At 64.9% G+C, this 16,515-nt stretch carries 16 protein-coding genes; 12 read left to right on the top strand and 4 right to left on the bottom strand.

Going from position 1 to position 16,515, the window contains the following annotated elements; translation table 11 throughout:
* Positions 1-171 precede the first annotated feature (171 nt).
* Positions 172-1,113 carry a GlxA family transcriptional regulator gene (locus tag RX329_RS00100; RefSeq protein ID WP_018455822.1) on the top strand — a complete coding sequence of 314 codons (942 nt, stop codon included), beginning with the start codon at positions 172-174 and terminating at the stop codon, positions 1,111-1,113.
* A gap of 11 nt (positions 1,114-1,124) precedes the next feature.
* On the opposite strand, the gene RX329_RS00105 is transcribed toward RX329_RS00100, so the two are convergent.
* From RX329_RS00105 to RX329_RS00115, 3 genes are all read right to left on the bottom strand, one after another.
* Positions 1,125-1,844, bottom strand: coding sequence for a hypothetical protein (locus RX329_RS00105; protein ID WP_085349866.1), 720 nt, complete (start codon positions 1,842-1,844; stop codon positions 1,125-1,127).
* A 115-nt stretch (positions 1,845-1,959) separates the two neighbouring features.
* Positions 1,960-3,453 (bottom strand): NAD-dependent succinate-semialdehyde dehydrogenase, encoded by a 1,494-nt coding sequence (locus RX329_RS00110; RefSeq protein WP_018455820.1) that lies wholly within the window; start codon positions 3,451-3,453, stop codon positions 1,960-1,962.
* A 122-nt stretch (positions 3,454-3,575) separates the two neighbouring features.
* On the bottom strand, positions 3,576-3,896 hold the full coding sequence (locus tag RX329_RS00115; protein ID WP_007603877.1) for a hypothetical protein: 321 nt from the start codon (positions 3,894-3,896) through the stop codon (positions 3,576-3,578).
* A 347-nt stretch (positions 3,897-4,243) separates the two neighbouring features.
* Between RX329_RS00115 and RX329_RS00120 the strand changes: the two genes are divergently transcribed.
* Positions 4,244-5,437 (top strand): serine hydrolase domain-containing protein, encoded by a 1,194-nt coding sequence (locus tag RX329_RS00120; protein WP_085385547.1) that lies wholly within the window; start codon positions 4,244-4,246, stop codon positions 5,435-5,437.
* Between the two features lie 79 nt (positions 5,438-5,516).
* Complete coding sequence (locus RX329_RS00125) at positions 5,517-7,211, top strand: AMP-binding protein (RefSeq protein ID WP_085349868.1); 1,695 nt, start codon at positions 5,517-5,519, stop codon at positions 7,209-7,211.
* Between the two features lie 133 nt (positions 7,212-7,344).
* Here RX329_RS00125 and RX329_RS00130 read toward each other — a convergent pair whose 3' ends face one another.
* Positions 7,345-8,346 carry an adenosine kinase gene (locus RX329_RS00130; RefSeq protein WP_085349869.1) on the bottom strand — a complete coding sequence of 334 codons (1,002 nt, stop codon included), beginning with the start codon at positions 8,344-8,346 and terminating at the stop codon, positions 7,345-7,347.
* A gap of 125 nt (positions 8,347-8,471) precedes the next feature.
* On the opposite strand from RX329_RS00130, the gene murJ reads away from it, so the two are divergent.
* From murJ to miaB, 9 genes are all read left to right on the top strand, one after another.
* On the top strand, positions 8,472-10,022 hold the full coding sequence (murJ, locus tag RX329_RS00135) for a murein biosynthesis integral membrane protein MurJ (protein ID WP_085349870.1): 1,551 nt from the start codon (positions 8,472-8,474) through the stop codon (positions 10,020-10,022).
* 73 nt (positions 10,023-10,095) lie between these two features.
* Positions 10,096-11,148 carry a tryptophan--tRNA ligase gene (gene trpS / locus RX329_RS00140; RefSeq protein WP_063992141.1) on the top strand — a complete coding sequence of 351 codons (1,053 nt, stop codon included), beginning with the start codon at positions 10,096-10,098 and terminating at the stop codon, positions 11,146-11,148.
* A 108-nt stretch (positions 11,149-11,256) separates the two neighbouring features.
* Complete coding sequence (locus RX329_RS00145; RefSeq protein WP_018455814.1) at positions 11,257-11,751, top strand: universal stress protein; 495 nt, start codon at positions 11,257-11,259, stop codon at positions 11,749-11,751.
* Between the two features lie 174 nt (positions 11,752-11,925).
* On the top strand, positions 11,926-12,495 hold the full coding sequence (locus tag RX329_RS00150; protein ID WP_026233032.1) for a NifU family protein: 570 nt from the start codon (positions 11,926-11,928) through the stop codon (positions 12,493-12,495).
* Positions 12,496-12,580: 85 nt separating this feature from the next.
* Positions 12,581-13,279, top strand: coding sequence for a tRNA (adenosine(37)-N6)-threonylcarbamoyltransferase complex dimerization subunit type 1 TsaB (tsaB, locus tag RX329_RS00155; protein WP_018455812.1), 699 nt, complete (start codon positions 12,581-12,583; stop codon positions 13,277-13,279).
* On the top strand, positions 13,276-13,758 hold the full coding sequence (gene rimI, locus RX329_RS00160) for a ribosomal protein S18-alanine N-acetyltransferase (protein ID WP_018455811.1): 483 nt from the start codon (positions 13,276-13,278) through the stop codon (positions 13,756-13,758). The genes tsaB and rimI overlap by 4 nt, the downstream gene beginning before the upstream one ends.
* A 38-nt stretch (positions 13,759-13,796) precedes the next feature.
* Positions 13,797-14,252 (top strand): Fur family transcriptional regulator, encoded by a 456-nt coding sequence (locus tag RX329_RS00165; RefSeq protein ID WP_007598312.1) that lies wholly within the window; start codon positions 13,797-13,799, stop codon positions 14,250-14,252.
* Positions 14,253-14,933 carry an HAD family hydrolase gene (locus RX329_RS00170; protein WP_018455809.1) on the top strand — a complete coding sequence of 227 codons (681 nt, stop codon included), beginning with the start codon at positions 14,253-14,255 and terminating at the stop codon, positions 14,931-14,933.
* Between the two features lie 192 nt (positions 14,934-15,125).
* Positions 15,126-16,514 carry a tRNA (N6-isopentenyl adenosine(37)-C2)-methylthiotransferase MiaB gene (miaB, locus tag RX329_RS00175; protein ID WP_317245479.1) on the top strand — a complete coding sequence of 463 codons (1,389 nt, stop codon included), beginning with the start codon at positions 15,126-15,128 and terminating at the stop codon, positions 16,512-16,514.
* The last annotated feature ends 1 nt before the right edge of the window (position 16,515 follow it).

The following is a 16,515-nucleotide window of genomic DNA, read 5'->3' on the forward strand; positions in this document are numbered from 1 at the left end:
GCACTCCATATATGACGCTCGCCATATGTATGTCGTCTTCCCGCGCTCGAGGGTGGAGACGTATCAGCCGGCTTACGGCATCGACAGGACGTAGATGCCATCATTTCGGCCATCCAATTGGCGAGGGGAGCAGGCGCACAAACAGGTGGTCCGTCGCATCCAGGAGTCATCATGAGAATCGGCTTGGTTCTGTCTCCGAGCTTCCAGGCCGTCTGTTTCGGCGCCGTCGCCGCTTTCGACGTGGCGAACAAGCAGGCTGGAGAAAAAATCTACGATGTTCGTGCGTTCTCGGAAGACGGCGGGCTGGTCACCTCGTCTGCTGGGATGCAAGTCATGACGGAGCCTTTCGATCAGGCCGCTTTCGACACCCTCATCGTCGCGGCGGGCCTCGACATTCCAACCTCATCACCCGGCCTCGTCCGGCTGCTTCGCGCAGCGGCCCGGAATGCGCGGCGGGTTTCGTCGATCTGTCTCGGCTCGTTCGTGCTCGGTGACGCCGGGCTGTTGAACGGGCGGCGAGCGACCACGCATTGGCGCTACGCACAGGAGATGCAGGCCAGATTCCCGGGTTGCAATGTGGACGCCGACAAGATCTTCATTGCCGACGGCCAGATCTGGACGTCTGCCGGCATGAGCGCCGGCACCGACATGGTCGTCGGCATGATCGAACGAGACCTCGGTGCCGAGAGGGCTCGCTCCGTGGCCAAAGGCATGGTCATGTACCACAGCCGCCCCGGCGGACAATCGCAGCATTCGGTTTTGCTGGAGGTCGGAACGAGCGAAGACAGGATCCAGAAGGCCCTGAACTACGCCCGGCAAAACCTGCGCGAGAGCCTCACGATCGAGGATTTGGCCCGCGCCGCCTGTCTCAGCCCGCGGCAATTCACGCGACTCTTCCGCTCGGCGACCGGCACGACGCCGGCCAAGGCCGTCGAAGCCTTGCGCCTCGAATCCGCGAAGCTGATGCTGGAGCAGACTCGTTTGCCGATCGAGGTCGTGGCGCGCGAGACCGGCTTTGCGACCCGTGAGCGCATGCGACAGGCTTTTGTCCGCGTGCATGGCGAGGCGCCGCGGACCTTCCGCAAGGAGGCTGGGCCACTCGCCATGCTCTGACGTGCCTCAAATCAGCTCAGCCGGATATTGGACAGATCGATCGAGACGACCAGCGGCTCGGTGCTGAAGCTGCCGTCGGGTTGCCGTGCATAAATGCGACGCTTGGTCGGAAACCGGATGCCCGAGACCTCGACATAGCCATCGATCAGATGCGCGCCGGGCGTATTGCCGGCGATCTCCACGTCGTAATCGTGCCGCTTCAAGAGTCCGTCCGCATCGAAATAGAGCGTCTGCACCGCACTGTGCGTTGCGATGTCATTTGGAAAACGGACCGCAAGACGGCGCCACAGCCCGTCATTCGTACGCACCGGCTCCAGCTCTTCTGCCTCGACTCCGGGCCAGGCGAGCACGAACGGGGTGTTGAGGTAAGTCCACATGGCGCAGCCGGCGAAATAGGCGAGCTGGAGATCGGTCCACGGCGTTTGCAGAGTATGACCTGCAAAGCTGCTGCGCGGGTCACGAAGCTCGTCGAGCACCGTGCCGTCGGCCGCTTCGAGGGCGACCCGCCCCGGCTCGAACCGCGAACGGCGGCGCTCGGCGCCGAAGGGCGAGTGGGACGCCCATTCCTGGCGCAGACCAGCCGTCACGGTGGTCTGCTGAAGCGTCTCGGGCTGCCCTTTCAAGGACCACAACACGCCCCCCTGCTGAAGGTCGGCCGCGACCTGCTCGAACTGGTTCCAGCGCTGAAGCCCACCATGGGCTTCGATCGCCAGCTCACTTAGTTTGGTCATCACGTTCTCCTGCGTAGGGGCCGTTGCATTGAGCCCTGCTGCAGAGAACGTTAGGCCCTCACGGGAGGACGGCGAACGCCGTAGATGCCGCGTTTCAGGCCACGGCGACCAGCAGCTAAACCCCCGCCATCATCACATATTTGATCTCGACATATTCTTCCATGCCGTGATGCGAGCCTTCGCGGCCGAGGCCGCTTTCCTTGACGCCGCCGAAGGGCGCCACTTCGGTGGTGATCAGGCCGGTGTTGACGCCGACCATGCCGGATTCCAGCGCCTCGGCGACGCGCCAGACGCGGCCGAGATCGCGGGAGTAGAAGTAGGAGGCGAGCCCGAACGGCGAGGCGTTGCACATCGCGATGACGTCGGCCTCGTCCTTGAAGCGGATCACAGGTGCGAGCGGGCCGAAGGTTTCCTCCTGCGCCACCAGCGAGTCCGGCTCGACGTCGGCAAGCACCGTCGGCTCGAAGAACGAACGCCCGAGCTCGCTGCGCTTGCCGCCGGTGACGATCCTGGCGCCGCGCTTGACGGCGTCCGCGATATGGCGCTCGACCTTGTCGACCGCTTTCAAATTGATCAGTGGGCCCTGCGTGACGCCGTTCTCGGTACCGTCACCGATCTTCATCGCCGCGACTTTCTTCGACAGCTTCTGCACGAACTCGTCGTAGATCTTGTCCTGGGCGTAGATGCGGTTGGCGCAGACGCAGGTCTGGCCCATGTTGCGGTATTTCGAGACGATCGCGCCGTCGACCGCCGCATCGATGTCGGCGTCGTCGAACACCACGAACGGCGCGTTGCCGCCGAGCTCGAGGCCGAGCCGCTTCACGCCGACGGAGGCCTGCCGGTAGAGAATCTTGCCGACCGCGGTCGAGCCGGTGAAGCCGACGAAACGCACGGCCGGATGCTCGCACAACACCTTGCCGATCGGCGCTGCATCGCCCGTGACGATGTTGAACACACCCTTGGGCACGCCGGCTCTCTCCGCGAGCGCGGCAAGCGCCAGCGCCGACAGCGGCGTTTCATTGGCGGGCTTCAGCACCACGGTGCACCCGGCCGCAAGCGCCGGCGAAACCTTTCGTGTGATCATCGAGTTCGGGAAATTCCACGGCGTGATCGCGCCGCAGACGCCGATCGGCTGCTTGATCGCGAGCAAGCGCGCATCCGGCCGCTGCGTCGGAATCGTCTCGCCATAGACGCGGCGGGCCTCCTCGGCGAAAAATTCGACATAGGCGCCGCCGATGTCGACCTCGCCGAGCGCTTCGGCGAGCGGCTTGCCCTGCTCGGAGGTGAGGATCAGCGCGAGGTCCTCGCGATTGGCGATGATCAGCTCGAACCATTTGCGCAAAATATTGGAGCGCTGCTTGGCGGTGTGCTTGGCCCAGCCCGGGAACGCGCGCTCGGCGGCCTCGACCGCCCTGGTGGCGTCATCGGCCGAAAGCTGCGGAACCTTTGCAAGCTCGATGCCGGTTGCGGGATTGTTGACGGCGAAGACCGGCGAGCCGACCCAGGTGCCGTCGATGTAGCAGGCCTCCTTCAGCAGCGACGGGTCCTTCAACCGGTCGCGCAGATTGGACGTGGCGTGCTGGGCACGTGCGGCGGCGGTCGGGGTCATGGCGTTGCTCCTGCGGGGCTTTTGCGGGCTGTTCCGGTTCGGCCGGAATATAGGGAGACGCGGCGCGCAATGCACCGTCCCGCAACGCACATCTGCTGGGAGCCAGGCTCGGAGCGGCGGAGTTACGCCGCGCCGCTCAGATAGGTCTCGCGCCGCCCGATCATGCGCTCGGCGGCGGCCTTGGCGTCGGCCTTCGAGGAGGTTGCGCAGGTCCGGTATTCGAGATCAGGAACGTCGGACGCGTTGCGGCGGCCGAACCAGGACTTTGAACCGACCGGCAGCAGCGCCAGCGCCTGTGCCAGATTGTCGACAGCGCCGAAGGAATAAAGTGCGCCGGTGCCGGCGATGCGGACCTCGTAGATGCCGGGCGCGATCGGCGCTTCGAGATTCTCGCCCCGTCCGGGACGGGGATAGCGCTTCCATTCGCTCCAGGTCGAAATCATCTGAGGTCCCCCCTCGCGGCCGGTGGGCGGCCGCCAATTTGCATCAAGTCTTAACGTTGACCGTCGATCGGCCGAGAGCTGAACGCCGCAGCTCACAAAATGTTTCAAGTGCTTCAAACAGTCGAAACATCTCGCCAGCACCCATCCACGGTCACGGCTGGTTGCGGCCATCCACCACAGATTGTGACGGAGTGTTGCAGGTCAACCGCCTTGTCGTCGTGCGAGGGGAGCCGACCGTCAAGTCACGACATCGCGACCGCGGCAGGTACGCGGATGTGCTTGCCGCGCGGCGCACGCGGGAGGACAATCGATCGCTTCCAACAATAATCAAACCGGAGGAAACGCGGATGCAAGGCAAAGCTGAGATCGACCAGATTCTGCGCCAGAAGAGCGAGGCCAGGGAGATTCCCGGCGTCGTCGCCATCGCCGCCAGCGGTACCGAGGTGCTGTATCAGGGCGCGTTCGGCAAACGCGACCTGTCCAAGCCGGATGCGATGACCGCCGACAGCGTGTTCTGGATCGCATCGATGACGAAGGCGGTGACATCAGCGGGCGCGATGCAGCTCGTCGAGCAAGGCAAGCTGTCGCTGGATGCGCCGATCGGCGAGGTGTTGCCCGATCTCGCCAAGCCGCAGGTGCTCGAAGGTTTCGATGCCAAGGGCGAAGCCAAGCTGCGGCCGGCCAAGGGGCCGATCACGCTGCGCCAACTCATGACCCACACCGCCGGCTTTGCCTACAACATGTGGAACGGCGATCTCGCGATCCATCTCGAGAAATCCGGCATCCCCGCCATCACCACCTGCCAGAACGCGGCGTTGAAGACGCCGGTTATGACCGACCCCGGCACGCGCTGGGAATACGGCACCAATATCGATTTCGTCGGCAAGGCGGTGGAAGCCGTCAGCGGCAAGCGCCTCGATGCCTATCTGCGCGACAATCTGTTCGCACCGCTCGGCATGAGCGATACCGCTTTCAAGATCACCGACGACATGCGCAAGCGTCTGGTCGGCATGCATGCGCGCGGCGAGGATGGCCAGCTCGCCGCGATCCCGTTCGAGCTCGAGCAGGAGCCGGAATTCCACATGGGCGGCGGCGGCCTTTATTCGACCGCGGCCGACTATATCAGGTTTACCCAGATGATCTTGAACAAGGGCCGCGGCAACGGCAATCAGGTGCTGAAGGCCGAGACCATCGCGACGATGGGGCAGAACCACATCGGCGACCTCGCCATGGGCAAGATGACCACGGCGGCGCCGATGTACACCAATGACGTCGATCTCTATCCGGAGCAGGTGAAGAAGTGGGGCCTCAGCTTCATGATCAACACCGCCAAGACCGCCGAGGGCCGCAGCGCGGGCAGCCTCGCCTGGGCGGGCCTCGCCAACACCTATTACTGGATCGACCCGGCGCGCGACGTCACCGGCGTGATCCTGATGCAGCTGCTGCCATTCGCCGACGCAAAGTGTCTCGAGGCTTTTGCCGGCTTCGAGCGCGGCGTCTATGCCGGGCTCGATGCGGGAAGCGGGCAGAAGGCGGCGTGAGGCGCGCCTGACTCTCACGACGCGTCACGGCCGGGCTTGTTGTCCCGGCCGTGCACGCACCTGACTGGAGGACACGATCTTGGCAGACAAAGCCGACAGTTACGTTTGCGGCACCTCCGACACGCCGCTGCTCGGCGACACCATCGGGCGCAGCCTCGATCAGGCCGCGCGGCGCTGGAGCGATCGTGAGGCGCTGGTCTCGCCCAGCCACGGCGTGAGATGGAAATGGGGAGAGTTTGCCCAGCGGGTCGACGCGCTCGCCGCCGGCTTTGTCGCGCTCGGCCTCGAACGCGGCGGGCGGATCGGCATCTGGTCGCTGAACCGGCCGGAATGGACACTGACCCAGTTTGCCGCCGCCAAGGCCGGCCTCATCCTGGTGACGATCAATCCGGCCTACCGGCTGAGCGAGCTGGAATTCGCGTTTCACAAGGTCGGATGCAGCGCCATCGTCACCGCGACGGCATTCAAGACCAGCAACTACATGGACATGCTCAACACGCTGTTGCCGGAGCTCGCGAGCGCCAAGCCCGGGCAATTGCGCGCGGCGCGGCTGCCGGCCTTGCGCATCGTGATCCAGATCGGCGGCCCCGCCTGCCCGGGCACGATCCCGTTCGACGAGGTCGCCGGCATGGGCGGTACCCTGCATCGCGAACAGCTCGCCGCGCTCAGTGCCTCGCTGCAATTCGACGATGCCGTCAACATCCAGTTCACCAGCGGAACGACGGGATCGCCCAAGGGCGTGACGCTGACCCATCACAACATTCTCAACAACGGCTATTTCGTCGGCCGCGCCATGCGCCTGACCGAACAGGACCGCATCTGCATTCCGGTGCCGCTCTATCATTGCTTCGGCATGGTGATGGGCAACCTCGCCTCCGTCACGCTCGGCGCAACGATGGTCTATCCCGGCGAGGGGTTTGATCCGCTCGCAACGCTGCGGACGATCGAGCAGGAAAAATGCACCGCGCTGTACGGTGTGCCGACCATGTTCATCGCCGAACTCGACCACGGCGAATTCTCAAACTTCGATCTGACATCGCTGCGCACCGGCATCATGGCCGGTGCACCCTGCCCGATCGAGGTGATGAAGCGCGTCAACAGCGAGATGAACATGGGCGAGGTCACGATCGCCTATGGCATGACCGAGACGAGCCCGGTCAGCTTCCAAAGCGCCGTCGACGACCCGCTCGATCGCCGCGTCTCGACGGTCGGGCGAATCCATCCGCATGTCGAGGTCAAGGTCGTCGATCTCGAGGGCAAGATCGTCAAGCGCGGCGAACGGGGCGAGCTCTGCACCCGCGGCTACAGCGTGATGCTGGGCTACTGGGAGGAGCCGGAGAAGACCGCGGATGTGCTCGACGCCAACGGCTGGATGCATACCGGCGACATCGCCATCATCGACGACCAGGGTTATTGCAACATCGTCGGCCGCATCAAGGACATGGTGATCCGCGGCGGCGAGAACCTCTATCCCCGCGAGATCGAGGAATTTCTCTACCGCCATCCCAAGATTCAGGACGTGCAGATCTTTGGCGTTGCGGATACCCGCTACGGCGAGGAGCTCTGCGCCTGGATCCGCGTCAGGCCCGGCGAGACGCTGACGAAGGAAGAGGTGCGCACCTTCTGCGACGGCCAGATCGCCCACAACAAGATTCCGCGGTACGTGGAATTCGTCGACGAGTTTCCGATGACCGTGACCGGAAAGGTCCAGAAATTCCTGATGCGCGACGACGTGGAGCAACGGCTTGGACTGAAAGCCGCGAAGACGGCGTGAGCCGCAGCTGTCATTCCCCGCGAAGGCGGGGAATCCAATACGCCGGAGCCTCTCGATAGAACCACGACCGTCTCGGAGTACTGGATCGCCCGGCCAAGCCGGGCGATGACAGCGAGGATGAGGCTATTCCACCTTAAGCCGTCAGCCCGCGCTGCCGGGCGAGCTCCTTCAGCGACACCTGTGGACGCGCGCCGATGTGCTGGATCACTTCGGCGGCCGCGAGCGCGCCGAGTTCGCCGCACTGCTTGTGGGGCAGGTTGCGCGCCAGACCGAACAGGAAGCCGGCGGCGAAGAGATCGCCGGCCCCGGTGGTGTCCACGAGTTTCGCGATCGGAGACGCCGGGGCTGCGACTGCGTCAGTTGGCGTCACCACCACGCAGCCTTTCTCGCTGCGGGTGACCACGCCGAGATTGACGTCGTTGCGCAGCTGCTTGAGCGCGGTGTCGAAGTCCGAGGTCTGGTAGAGCGAATGCAGCTCGGACTCGTTCGCGAACACGATATCGACGGTGCCGTTGCGCATCAGCCCCAGGAACTCGTCGCGATAACGATCGACGCAGAAGGAATCCGACAACGTCAGCGCCACCTTGCGCTTGGCATCATGAGCGATCTTGGCCGCCTTGACGAAGGCGTCCTTGGCGTTCTTGGGGTCCCAGAGATAGCCCTCGAGGTAGACGATGCCGGCCGCGGCGATCTCGGCCGGGTCGATGTCGGCGGGCGACAGGTCCTGCGCGGCGCCGAGATAGGTGTTCATGGTGCGCTCGCCGTCGTCAGTCACCAGGATGTAGGAGCAGCCGGTCGCAGGACCGTCCTTCGCCGCGGGCGTGTTGAAGGCGACGCCGGCCGCGCGGATGTCGTGGACGTAGAGCTTCCCGATCTGGTCGTCCTTGACCTTGCCGACATAGGCGGCGCGCGCCCCGAGGCTGCCGATGCCGACGATGGTGTTGGCGGCCGAACCGCCGGAAACTTCCGTCGCCGGGCCCATGTCCTTGTAGATGGCGGCGGCCCGCGCCTCGTCGATCAGGGACATGCTGCCCTTGGTCATGCCGTGCTTGCCCAGAAAGGCTTCGTCGGTCTTGACCAGCACGTCGAACAGCGCGTTGCCGATGCCGAGAACGTCATATTTCACGTCAGCCATTCACCTTGATCCTGTTTGGCGGATTGCGATACCCGCGGAAATCCGCTTCCTGTCGGTCTGAAATCTGGCTCGCGGCCTATCACGGCCGGCCCTTCGCGGGCAAGCAACGGTATTATGCAGTTCCGATGATCCGCTCCTTCCTGACCGTCTCGACGGGGACACTGGCTTCACGGCTGCTGGGCTTTGCACGCGATTCCCTGATCGCGGCGCTGCTCGGCACCGGCGCCGTGGCGGACGCGTTTCTGGCGGCATTTCAGCTCGTCAATGTGGTGCGGCGCCTGCTCAGCGAGGGGGCGCTGAATGCGGCGCTGATCCCGGCCTGGCTGCGCGTTCGTGACCGCGACGGCGAGGCGGTTGCGGCGGCGTTCGCGGGACGCGTGCTCGGCTCGGTGAGCGCGGGCCTGATCGCAATCTCAATCGTGATTGCACTGCTGATGCCGCTGATCATCATGATCATCGCACCGGGCTTCGTCGGCAGCGCATCGCTCGATCTCGCCGTCCAGAATGCGCGGCTGATGCTGCCTTATCTTGCCTTCGCGGGACCCGTCACGGTGCTGATGGGCCTGCTCAACGCGCAGGGTCGCTTTGCACTCACCGCGTTCTCGCCGCTGCTGTTCAACATCGCCCTGATCGCTGCGATCACAACACTCCTGCTGTGGCACGTCGACGCGACCGTCGCCGCGTGGATATTGGCGGCCTCCGTCGGCATCGCCGGCCTGTTGCAGCTCCTGATGCTGCTGTCGCAGCGAAGTGCGCGTCTGGCGACACCGTTGCGCGTGAGCTTCGACAAGGACATGCGCGGCTTCTTCGCCAAGGCGATCCCGGGCATGATCGCGAGCTCCGGCCCGCAATGGCTGATGGTTGCCGGCGCGATCATCGCCTCCGCCACGCCGGCCGCGGTCTCCTGGCTCTATTTCGCCAACCGCTTGATCGAGCTGCCGCTCGGTATTGTCGGCGTCGCCATGGGTACGGTGCTGGTGCCGGAGCTGACGCGCGCGGCGAGGAGCGGTGACCGTGACGCGGTTGCGCATGTGGAATCGCGCGCGCTGGAACTCGCGACCGGGCTGGCATTGCCGGCGACGCTCGGCCTGATCGTGCTGGCCGAGCCGATCGTGCGGCTGCTGTTCGAACACGGCGCCTTTGGCGCGGAGGACAGCGCGGCCACGGCGCGCGCCCTGATGTGGCTGGCGCTGGGACTGCCGGCGCACGTGCTGATCAAGGCGCTGTCCCCGGCCTATTTTGCCCGCAGCGACACGATGACGCCGCTGCTTGCGACTGCCAAAGGGTTCGTGGTCGCGGTCGCGCTCGCGATCCTGCTCGGTCACTTCTTCGGCGCGAGCGGGATCGCCGCCAGCATCGCCGCCGGCGCCTGGAGCAGTGCGATCTCGCTGCTCCGGAAAGGCACGCGTGAATTCGGCTTCTCGGTCGACGCCGCCGCCCGCAAGCGGCTGCCGCGAATCGTGCTCGCCGCGCTCGCCATGGGCGGCCTGCTGTGGCTGACCGCGGGCCTCTTGCCTTCACAGGCCCATGGGCTCATCCGCTTCATTGCGCTGGGATCACAGATCGCCGCCGGAATCGTCGTCTATGGCTTGCTCCTGCAAATCCTCCGCGTCGCGTCCTGGCGCGAGGCGGCCGGTGCCTTTAAGCGCCCCGCCCAGCCCGATCCCGGCGCCTGAAGTCAGCGAAATTCCCTTGACGGGGCAGCGCCGCTGTTGGAAACGACGCCCCGTATCTTGCAGGGAAGCTGCCATGCCATTCGTTGAACGGGTTTTTTCGGGCGTCCAGCCGACGGGCAATCTGCACCTCGGCAATTATCTCGGCGCAATCGTCAACTTCGTGAAGATGCAGGAAACCCACAACTGCATCTATTGCGTCGTCGACATGCACGCGATCACGCAGGGCGTGGACGTCTGGGGCGGACCAGTCGAGCTCGCGCGCAACACCCGCGAGGTGACCGCGGCGTTCATCGCCAGCGGCATCGATCCGAGCAAGCACATCGTGTTCAACCAGAGCCAGGTCTCGGGCCACGCCGAGCTCGCCTGGATCTTCAACTGCGTCGCGCGCATGGGCTGGCTGGGTCGCATGACCCAGTTCAAGGAGAAGGCCGGCAAGGACCGCGAGAACGCGTCCGTCGGTCTGTTCGACTATCCCGTGCTGATGGCGGCTGACATTCTGCTCTACCGCGCCACCCACGTGCCGGTCGGCGAGGACCAGAAGCAGCATCTTGAGCTCTCGCGCGACATCGCGCAGAAGTTCAACAACGACTTCGCCGACTCGATCCGCAGCCAGGGCGCCAATGACGGCCTGTTTTTCCCGCTGCCGGAACCCTTGATCACGGGCCCGGCGACGCGCGTGATGAGCTTGCGCGACGGCACCAAGAAGATGTCGAAGTCGGATGCGTCGGATAATTCGCGCATCAATCTGACCGACGACGCCGACACCATCGCGCAGAAGGTCCGCAAGGCCAAGACCGACCCGGAGCCGCTGCCGACCGAGGAGAAGGGTCTGGAAGCGCGTCCCGAGGCCGACAATCTCGTCGGTATCTTCGCCGCGCTCTCCGGCCGCTCCAAGGCCGACGTGCTCAGGGATTTCGGCGGCGGCCAGTTCTCCAGCTTCAAGAACGCGCTGGTGGATTTGTGCGTCACGAAGCTCGCGCCGATTGCCGGCGAGATGAAGCGCCTCGTCGCCGACCCCGGCCATATCGACGCGATCCTGAACGATGGCGCCGACCGCGCGCGCGCGATTGCCGACGAGACCATGAAGCTCTCGAAGGACATCGTCGGCTTCATCCGTCGGCGCTGATAATAAGTTCGCGAAAACGCGGCCGACGCCACGGCGCCGGCTCGCTTCTGCTCTCCCCAAGTACGACGGAGTGTGGCAGCATGTCAGCGTGGACATTCCGGGACATGCATGACCAGCAAGCGACTTTGCTTCGAGCCGGGTCACAAACCCAAATGCCTCGTCATCGTCGACGACACCGCCGAATGGGATCGCGCGGTCTATTACGCCAGCCGCTGGGCGATTCGGGCCGGTGGCGGCGTGGTGATGCTCCGCATCATCGAGCCCGAACAGCAGAGCCAGGAATGGCTGGGGGTCGCCGACATCATGCGCGCCGAAGCGCATGAGGCGGCCGAAGCCGCGCTCGACCGTGCCGCCGGCCGCGCCAACGGCATCGCCGCGATCACGCCGGAACGGGTGATCCGCGAAGGCGCTGCGATGGAACAGCTGCTGGCGGTGATCGACGAGGACCCCGACATCGCCATGCTGGTGCTCGCCGCGAACCCGGGCGCGGAAGGCCCGGGGCCATTGGTCGCGCTGCTCGCGCACGCGCTGGGCACGTTCCCGGTGCCGGTGACGGTCATTTCCGGCGCGCTCAGCGACCAGAGCGTGGATTCGCTGTCCTAGACTGCTGCTCGTTCGCCTCGCCCCGTTAGCCGGCAGAGGGAAGAAGCGGGTACCCTAACCCGCTGATATAACAGGTGAACGGCCAGCTTACCCCTTGACCGTGCGTTCGCCGTCGCCATCTGCTAGTGGATAGAGCACGCGCCGGCCTTGAACCGGCGACGTCTGGAGAAAACCATGTTCATTCAAACCGAAGCCACCCCCAATCCCGCCACGCTGAAGTTCATTCCCGGCCGCGTCGTGGTCGACGGCGGACCGATGGAATTTGCCAACCGCGAATCGGCCGCACGCTCGCCGCTCGCCGAAAAGCTGTTCGAAGTCCCCGGCGTCACCGGCGTGTTCTACGGCTCGGACTTCATCACCGTGACCAAGGCGAACGGTGAATGGCAACAGCTCAAGCCCGCGATCCTCGGCGCCATCATGGAGCACTACATGTCCGGCGCGCCGCTGCTCGCCGACGGTGCGGCCGCGAGCGATGTCGATCTCGACGAAGAGGACGAGTTCTTTGACGAAGCCGATGCCGAGACGGTCGACATGATCAAGGATCTGATCGAGACCCGCGTGCGGCCAGCGGTCGCCAATGACGGCGGCGACATCACTTTCCGCGGCTTCAAGGATGGTATCGTCTATCTCAACATGAAGGGCTCCTGCGCCGGCTGCCCGTCATCGACCGCGACGCTCCAGCACGGCATCCAGAACCTGCTCAAGCACTTCGTCCCCGACGTGGTCGAAGTCCGGCCGATGTAGGCTGGGGCCGCAAAGGCGTGGATGGCCGGGACAAGCCCGGCCATGATGACGAGCATTCCATGACGGATGGTGCTACCATCGTTCCATGCTGATCCTTGCCATCGATACCGCGCTGGAAGCGTGCGCGGTTGCCGTTCTCGACACCGATGCCGGCCAGCTCCTCGCGCAGGAGCAGCTTCTGATGAAGCGCGGCCACGCCGAAGCGCTGATGCCGATGATCGCGCGCGTGATGCAGTCAGCCAACCTCGCCTTCACAGCGCTCGAGCGCATCGCGGTCACCATGGGCCCCGGAAGTTTCACCGGCCTGCGCGTCGGCATTTCGGCCGCCCGCGGCCTTGCGCTTGCTGCGAAGCGGCCCGCCGTCGGCCTGACCACCTTGTCGGCCTATGCCGCCGCCGTCGTCGGCCAGAGCGGAGCGGCGCCGGTGATCTCGGCGATCGACGCGCGGCACGACCACGTCTATTTCCAGATCGTGGCCGGTGACGGCAGTCAGCTGGTGCGGCCGGGCGTCGCTCCCATCGACGAGGCGATCGCGGCGTCGCAATTCGGCGCGCCGCATCTGGTCGGCAATGCCGCGAAGATCCTCGCCGAGCGCTGGCCGAAAGATATGCCGCAGCCGGTCGCGGTCGACGCGCAGCCCGCGCCCGACATCGGCTGGGTCGCATGGCTTGGCGCCGCCGCCGATCCCGCGACAAATCCGGCGCGGCCGTTCTATCTGCGGGCGCCCGACGCAAAGCCGCCCGCACAACTGCCGCTTGCAGCACAAGCCGCAAGCTCACGATGAAATGGTTGTCGGAATGGTGGCGCGGCGGTACGGCCGTCGTCGAGCCGGCTGTCGCGCGCGACGTCGCACGGCTTGCGCAACTCCACGGCGCCTCCTTCGCGCGCGGTTGGGGCGAAGGCGAGTTCGAGAGCATGCTCAGCGAGCGCAACACGCTGGTGCACCGGTTGCGGCTCGGCCGCAAGACCGTGGGCTTCGCGGTGTCGCGGATCGGCGCAGACGAAGCAGAGATTCTCTCGATCGCGGTCGATCAGGCCCATCGCGGCCGCGGCCTCTCTCGCACGCTGCTGATGACCCATCTCGGCCACCTGGCAGGACGCGGCGTGCGCACAATATTTCTTGAGGTCGAGGAAAATAACCAGCCGGCGCGGCGGCTCTACGACCGAGCCGGATTCATGGTGGTCGGACGCCGCGAACGCTACTATAAGCAGCCGAACGGGGAACAATTGAACGCACTTCTGATGCGACGTGACTTGTCGTAACATTGATGGCAGAAAGCGCCCCGTCAGGCGGACATCACATGACTGGTCTTAAACCTTCCCCCGCTTCCAAGGCGTCCGGCATCGAGGCGCGCTGTGCCGCCACAGGCATGCGCATGACCGAGCAGCGTCGTGTCATCGCCCGCGTGCTCGCGGAGGCGGTCGATCATCCCGATGTGGAGGAACTATATCGCCGCTGTGTCGCGGTCGACGACAAGATCTCGATCTCGACCGTGTATCGGACCGTCAAGCTGTTCGAAGATGCGGGCATCATCGAGCGCCATGATTTCCGCGAAGGCCGCGCGCGCTACGAGCAGATGCGCGACAGCCATCACGACCACCTCATCAACCTGCGCGACGGCAAGGTGATCGAGTTCACCTCCGAGGAGATCGAGAAGCTCCAGGCGGAGATCGCCCGCAAGCTCGGCTACAAGCTGGTCGATCATCGGCTCGAACTCTATTGCGTCCCGCTCGACGACGACAAACCCACAAGTTAAGTGGCGATCGATCTCGTCATCTTCGATTGCGACGGCGTGCTCGTGGACAGCGAGGTGATCTCCTGTCGCGCGCATGCAGATGTGCTGTCGAGGCACGGCTATCCGATCACATCGGAGCAGGTGCTGGTCCGCTTCCTCGGCGTATCCGAGAAAGATGCACGGCGAATGGTCGAACAGGAGATCGGCCGCAATCTTCCCGATGATCTCGAAAGCCAAGTGAATGCTGCGACGCTGCAATTTTATGCCAGCGATTTGCAGCCGATCACCCATGTGGCCGCAGCGATTGGCGCAATCGATTTGCCCAAATGCGTTGCGTCGAGCGGCACACCGGAGAAGATCCATCATGGCCTGACCTGCGCCGGTCTCTACGATCTGCTTGCGCCGAACATCTTTTCCGCGAGCCAGGTCGCGCGCGGCAAGCCCGCGCCCGATCTTTTTCTGTTCGCCGCCGCGCAGATGAAAGTCGCGCCGGAGCGGTGCCTCGTGATCGAGGACAGCGTCCCCGGGGTGACCGGCGCGCATGCCGCCGGGATGACCGTGCTGGGCTTTCACGGTGGCAGCCATTGCCCGCCGGGCCACGCTGAAAGGCTCCGGGCCGCCGGGGCCGGATTGACGTTCGACGATATGCGGCAATTGCCGGAGCTGGTCCGGCGGGTCGCGGCGGACACCCTGGCGGGCTGATTCAGGGTATTTTCTGAGTGCAGCTGGCGGCTGCCGGGACACGCACACGCCCGGAATCCCGAGGTTTTGGCGGGATTCCGCACTTCCCGCCAGCGCTCGCCCCGGAATGACAGCCCAAAGGGCGCCAATCGCTGGATTTTCGCCTCCCCAGCCTATATCTGAGGGCGGTCCTCCACCTCAATTCCGGATTCCATGACGCCGCCGCGCAAGCTGCACATCAAATCATATGGCTGCCAGATGAACGTCTACGATGCCCAGCGCATGGTGGACACGCTGGCCCCGGAAGGATTCGTGGAGACGGCCAGCGCTGATGACGCCGACCTCGTCATCCTCAACACCTGCCATATCCGCGAGAAGGCCTCGGAAAAGGTCTATTCGGAGCTCGGCCGCCTGCGCGTCGCCAAGGACGCCGCCGCGCGCGACGGGCGTACCATGCAGATCGCGGTCGCAGGCTGCGTGGCACAGGCCGAGGGCGAGGAGATCGTGCGCCGTGCACCCGCGGTCGACGTCGTGGTGGGACCGCAGAGCTATCATCATTTGCCGCAGCTGTTGAAGCGCGCCGGCAATGAAGGCCGCGCCATCGAGACCGAATTCCCGGCTCAGGACAAGTTCGGCTTCCTGGCCCAACCCAAGCCCGGCGCGATCCGCGCCCGCGGCATTTCCGCTTTCATCACGGTGCAGGAAGGCTGCGACAAGTTCTGCACCTTCTGCGTCGTGCCTTACACGCGTGGCTCGGAAGTCTCGCGGCCGGTGACAAAGATCGTCGACGACGTGAAGCGGCTCACCGAGAACGGCGTGCGCGAGCTCACGCTGATCGGACAGAACGTCAACGCCTATCACGGCGAGGGACCGGACGGAAAAAGCTGGCCGCTCGGCAGGCTGCTGGAGCACCTCGCGGCGCTCCCGGGCGTCGCGCGGCTGCGTTATTCGACCAGCCATCCGCGCGATGTCGATGACAGTCTGATTGCAGCCCATCGCGATCTCGATGCCTTGATGCCGTTCGTGCACCTGCCGGTGCAGTCGGGCTCGGACCGGATTCTGGCTGCCATGAACCGGAAACATACCGCCGATGATTATCGGCGTGTCGTCGACCGTTTCCGGTCCGCACGCCAAGACATTGCTTTCTCATCAGATTTTATCGTCGGCTTCCCCGGCGAGAGCGAGCAAGATTTTCTCGCGACCCTCGCGCTTGTCACGCAAATCGGCTACGCTGCGGCATATTCGTTCAAATACTCCGCCCGGCCGGGAACGCCGGCCGCGGACATGCAGGAGACGGTGTCCCCCTCCGAGATGGACCAGCGATTGGAGCGGCTCCAGGAACTGATCGACAGCCAGCAATCGGCCTTCAACAAGGCTGCGATTGGCTCAACGGTCGATGTGCTGTTCGAGCGCCCGGCCCGCAAGGACGGCCAGATCGTCGGCCGCACCGCCTTCCTCCAGCCCGCGCATGTGATGGCCTCCCCCGACATCATCGGACAGATCCTGCCGGTCCGGATCGACAGTCTCGAACGCTACAGCTTCCTCGGCGAGCTCGCCATGGCGCGCGTGCCCGCTTTATCGCCCATCGCCACTGGAGCCTGAA

Origin of the sequence: Bradyrhizobium sp. BWC-3-1 (assembly GCF_032917965.1) — a bacterium.
In the GTDB taxonomy this organism is placed as follows: domain Bacteria; phylum Pseudomonadota; class Alphaproteobacteria; order Rhizobiales; family Xanthobacteraceae; genus Bradyrhizobium; species Bradyrhizobium canariense_D.